General features: G+C 55.8%; 4 protein-coding genes. 2 read left to right on the forward strand and 2 right to left on the reverse strand.

The window, feature by feature from the left end:
- Positions 1 to 602: thiamine pyrophosphate-binding protein (locus tag L0H14_RS11880; RefSeq protein ID WP_301419882.1), on the reverse strand; the 602-nt coding region annotated here is incomplete at its 3' end.
- A gap of 307 nt (positions 603 to 909) precedes the next feature.
- On the opposite strand from L0H14_RS11880, the gene L0H14_RS11885 reads away from it, so the two are divergent.
- Positions 910 to 1,335, forward strand: coding sequence for a hypothetical protein (locus L0H14_RS11885; protein ID WP_301419880.1), 426 nt, complete (start codon positions 910 to 912; stop codon positions 1,333 to 1,335).
- A gap of 116 nt (positions 1,336 to 1,451) precedes the next feature.
- The gene (locus tag L0H14_RS11890) at positions 1,452 to 2,552 is read left to right on the forward strand and encodes a DUF998 domain-containing protein (protein WP_301419879.1); all 1,101 of its coding nucleotides are present in this window, start codon (positions 1,452 to 1,454) and stop codon (positions 2,550 to 2,552) included.
- 101 nt (positions 2,553 to 2,653) lie between these two features.
- Here the strand turns inward: L0H14_RS11890 and L0H14_RS11895 are convergent, their stop codons facing one another.
- Positions 2,654 to 4,219, reverse strand: coding sequence for an AbgT family transporter (locus tag L0H14_RS11895; protein ID WP_301421932.1), 1,566 nt, complete (start codon positions 4,217 to 4,219; stop codon positions 2,654 to 2,656).
- Positions 4,220 to 4,425: the final 206 nt, after the last annotated feature.

Raw genomic sequence — 4,425 nt, forward strand, 5'->3', positions numbered from 1 at the left:
ACTTTCTTGCAACCATTCAAGAGGTCTGCTGCACGGTTCAGCTCTTCGGTGGCCGGCAGGATCCGCGAATTTGTGGCCTTGATGATTTCTGGTTTGGCATCCGGTAGTTCGGTGACAAACATCGCAGCGCTGATCACCAAGACAGCAACGCCGCGCTTTTCGACGGCGGCACGCATCGCAATGGAAAGCAGCCGCGGCAGCTGTCCAATATCGCTGACCTGTTCAACATAGACGCTGCACTCGCGGAAGAGTTCTTGAGGATGGGTTTCTTGGAAGTAGCCGGTACCAATTTCTTCGGCGGGGATATGAGCGGCAAGCGCCAATACCGGAACACGCGAACGTTGGGCATCGTACAGTCCATTGATAAGATGTAGGTTGCCAGGGCCGGCGGTTCCCGCAGTCACTGCGAGTTCACCAGTCATTTCAGCTTCGGCAGCTGCAGCAAACGCGCCAGCTTCTTCATGCCGAACGTTCATCCACTCGACATCTGAGTTTCGCATAGCATCGGTGAACCCATTTAAGGAGTCCCCCGCAATGCCCCAGATTCGGTCGATCCCGTTTGCTTCGAACGTTGAAATGAAATGCTCTGCTACGTTTGCCATGCTTCCTCCTGAATACTTCGAATGCACAGCTCGCAGACTAGGGTGTCTGCGAATCTAAAGTCTGGCGTCCACGCTACAGGACGGGCGTTTTTGGTGGAATGCTTGCGCTGCTTGCCAGCATGATTGTTCAATCATCACGAGTCTGGCCAGGGGCATATCGCTGCGATGATTCCTGGGCTGGCACAAAGCGACAGTGCATCTGTGCAAGATGTGCCTGAGCGCACCGTCATTCCAGCATTGACCCACTAGGCATGAACCAAGAAGAATCAAAACATCGCAAGTGTCCCCTAACGAAGTGAGGTCAACTATGAAAATCTTGAGTTTTGGTCGCGTACTGACCCTGGGTGTCGGTGTAGGCATCGGCTATCTCCTCGGTAACCGTGAAGGTCGGGCACAGGCAGAAGAAGCTGCCCGTCAGGCTCAGCGCACCGTACAGCAGTTTTGGAATGACCCGAAAACCCAAGAACGGGTACATGAGACCTCCGGCCGGGTGGCCGATGTTGTCAAGGAAAAAGCACCTGCCCTCGGCGGTGTAGCTGACACTGCAACCGAAATGTTGGATAAATCCACGGGCTATGGCTCGAACGAGGCTCCAGAACAGGCCAACAGCCCCAATGCAGCTCCGGGTAACGAAAAAGCCGGCCATGAGAAGAAACACGTCAACGGAGACACCATCAGCGATCCATCTGAATCGCTAGAAGAAGAAGGTGGCACCACCGCCACCCGCCGTTAATTATGAAACACGCTGCGCACCATCTCGGTTGCGCAACTGCTCCCCGGTGTTGGATGAAAAATCGATCCACACCGGGGAGCAGTATTTCATAAACCTTGTGCTGTGATGGAGCCGTGATGAATACCCGCCAAGCATTGCGCGAGCAGCTGCACGCCCTGTGGGCCACAGCGGGCTGCTTTCTTGTAGGAGCCACCCTCGGTTTCATCACGCTGCGGGGCGCGCCTTCCGCGTTTATAGGAACCGGGTCGATAGCCGTAAAAACGGCTATCATTTCAGCAGCGGTGGCCTCGCTCGCATTTATCATCAGCACGGTGTTCTATCGTCGCGATGAAACTTGGCACATGCCCCGCTGGCAAAAGCTCGTTTCCAATGTTTCCGCGATTGCCGTCACCCTTGCCATGGGCGGAGTCACCGCGATTGGTGTGCTGTTGGCCGGGCAAGTGCTGGCAACCGGACTGCAAGGCTTAGAATTAGGCCCCATTGGTGGCGGGATCCTATCTGGCGTCGCAGCGGCACTGAGTGGGAGACTCTCCTTCCAAGCTGGCATCCACTTGAGCACAAAAAATCTGTCTGCCCTATTGTTTTCCTACCTCATCATCGGCACGGTATTTGCAATGACCACCGCCACCGATCCAACCTGGTGGGAACGAAACTTCTCACAGCTGGGCGCCGGTAGTGGGGCATGGGCCTTCAACGGTACGTTAATCATCGCCGGCTTGCTCATCGCGACGGTCGGCTCCTATATTGGTCGCGACTTGCACCGACTACTCGATGATGTGGCGATCCCCCGCATCGCAACCGTCGTCATCATTTGGTTCGCTGCAGGTATTGCTCTGACGGCCGTGGGTTTCTTGCCCATTGATCAAATCCCGGTGCCGCATAATATCGCGGCCTTCGCGTCGCTCATGCTCCTTATTGCAGCCGCTGGCTACACACAATTCGCGCTTCCGAATCCCCCGCTGGTCCTCAAAGCAGTCACGACCCTGCTGGTGATTGTGGTTGGGATATCGGCCGTGCTGACGTTCCTATTTTCGGTTATCAGTGTTACGGCGCTGGAAAGTATCGTCGTCGGGCTGGCGTTGCTGTGGATGACCACGTTTATTCGTGTGCTGGGCATCCTGACGCCGGATGCCTCGCTTGCTTCACGACGCCGTCGTCTCGTACCGCGCACTGTTTTCACGCGGCGGCTTTCCAAGGGCCAAAAGAAGCCGGTGTGACCCATGCAGTGTATTAGTCGCTGCATGTCTCCCCGTACAATATATGCATATGAGGTGCTGATTCGAAATGCCCGGCCGATGCTGAGTTGCTTTTCGCCAGACTAGTATTGCACTGGCGAGCCAGGCCCCAGCGGTAGACCCAGTAAGTACCACCCCATGGCCATCACTGTCCACGCGGCCCAGAATGCAAGTGAGTACGGCAGCATCACGGAGATCAGCGAGCCGATACCTATTTTCTTGTCATAGCGCTGGGCCACCGCAATGATCAGCGCAAAATAGGTCATCAATGGGCTGAGGATGTTGGTCGCTGAGTCGGAGACACGATAGGCGGCCTGGGTAAATTCAGGTGAGATGCCCAAATACATCATAATCGGCACCAGAATCGGGGCGAGCATCGCCCACTTGGCCGAGGCAGAACCCACGAACAAGTTAATGATCCCGACGAACAACATGAACAGCAGGAGCAGCGGGATGCCGGTCAGATTGATGGATTCTAAGAAGTCCGCACCGGTCACCGAGACTAACAATCCGATGTTCGATTCCTCGAAGTAGGCGATGAATTGGCCTGCGGCGAAGGCGAGCACGATGAACACCGCCATGCCCGCCAGTGTCTTGGACATGTGATCCACAGCGTCGGTGTCATTACGCACCGAGCGAGTCACTAAACCGTACACTGCACCGGGGATGAAGAAGACGATCACGATGATGATGACCAACGAGTCCATAAAGGGCGATTGAATCACGGCGCCGTCTTCACCACGCAGCACACCATTAGCCGGAACGATCAGCAGGGCCAGCAGCGCGATCGTAATAAGCGCGGAGACGCCGGCCCAAATCAGCCCCTTCTTCTCCTGGCCCGATAACGTCATGGTGTCCTGGTCATCTTGGGTGATCGCGCCTTTACCCTCCCAGGTGCCCAGACGCGGCTCAACGATGTACTGGCTGACCAGCGTGCCAACGATCGTGAGCAGAACTGTCGAAGCGATAATGAACCAGTAGTTCATCGCCAGGTTCATTCCCTCGGCATATTCAGGATCCACGGTGGCAGCTGCTTCGATGGTCAGCTCGCCCAGCATCACATCGGTCCCGGAGAGCAAAAAGTTCGCACTGAAACCGGCAGAAACTCCAGCAAAACCAGCTGCAATACCGGCCAGCGGGTGTCGGCCCATCGCCACAAAAATAATCGCCGCCAACGGTGGGATGACGACGTAACCGGCGTCTGATGCCACCGAGGACATGACCCCGGCGAATACGATACCCGTCGTTACCAGAGCCCTGGGCACCGCTAGGATAAACCCGCGCAGTAGAGCTCCGATAAGTCCAGTCTGCTCGGCGAGACCGATACCCAACATCGTCACCAGCACTACGCCCAGTGGCGCAAACCCAAGGAAGTTGTCCACAGCCGAGGTGAACAGCCATTGGATCCCTTCAGCAGACAGGAGACTGAATACCTCCACCTGTCCACCCTCCACGGGGTCTTCGGCGGTCACCTCTAGATTGGCCAACAACCAAGACAACAGCACCACGACAAGAGCTAGCAGAGCAAAAAGTGTGGCCGGATGTGGAAGTTTATTTCCTGCAGTTTCAATGCCGTTGAAGACCTTCTGCAACGGGCGTCGTTTGCGGCGTTTACGGGAATCTTTCTGAGCTGAGGCAGTATCCATCATGGAACCTCCCGACTCGGAGACCTGGTAGATTTGAAAATCTCGACCAGTGTAACATGCGCCACATTCCCCTACAGAAGGGTAGTGAAGCCAGTGGAACTCCGTAACCAGCATTTGTTGGAGATCGCATCCGCCGGGCGCCTACGCTTATCAAAAACAAAACCAGCCAAACCGAAAGGCTGGCTGGTTTTGTTTTGAACTTGTGGGCC

Source organism: Yaniella sp. (genome assembly GCF_030453185.1).
Taxonomy (GTDB): Bacteria; Actinomycetota; Actinomycetes; order Actinomycetales; family Micrococcaceae; genus Yaniella.

What these genes read in the sequence shown, in the direction of transcription:
- L0H14_RS11885 (WP_301419880.1), top strand. Translation starts at nt 910, where the DNA reads ATGAAAATCTTGAGTTTTGGTCGCGTACTGACCCTGGGTGTCGGTGTA.
- L0H14_RS11890 (WP_301419879.1), top strand. Translation starts at nt 1,452, where the DNA reads ATGAATACCCGCCAAGCATTGCGCGAGCAGCTGCACGCCCTGTGGGCC.
- L0H14_RS11895 (WP_301421932.1), bottom strand. Translation starts at nt 4,219, where the DNA reads ATGATGGATACTGCCTCAGCTCAGAAAGATTCCCGTAAACGCCGCAAA.